Annotated in this window: 1 protein-coding gene; it reads right to left on the bottom strand. The window is 36.6% G+C overall.

Annotated features, from left to right (window positions below; genetic code table 11):
• On the bottom strand, positions 1-205 hold a 205-nt coding region (locus K5R64_RS07420), incomplete at both ends, for a hypothetical protein (protein WP_220762313.1).

Raw genomic sequence — 205 nt, 5'->3', positions numbered from 1 at the left:
GTGAATGTTGTAGTGTCAGTAGCACCTACAGCAAGCGAGGCAATAGGTCCACCACTAACCACAGCGTTGTTGTCTGTTACAGTTACATTAGTTAAAGTTACGTTACCTGTATTTTTTACTACAAATACATACGATACTACATCACCTACATTCGTTTTACCATCGTTATTACTATCTACATAAGTACCATCTTTAGTGATTGAAA

It is taken from the genome of Flavobacterium sp. UMI-01 (assembly GCF_019656315.1).
In the GTDB taxonomy this organism is placed as follows: Bacteria; Bacteroidota; Bacteroidia; order Flavobacteriales; family Flavobacteriaceae; genus Flavobacterium.
The sequence above is the reverse complement of the archived record's forward strand: the minus strand, read 5'-3'. Positions and strand labels throughout refer to the sequence as shown.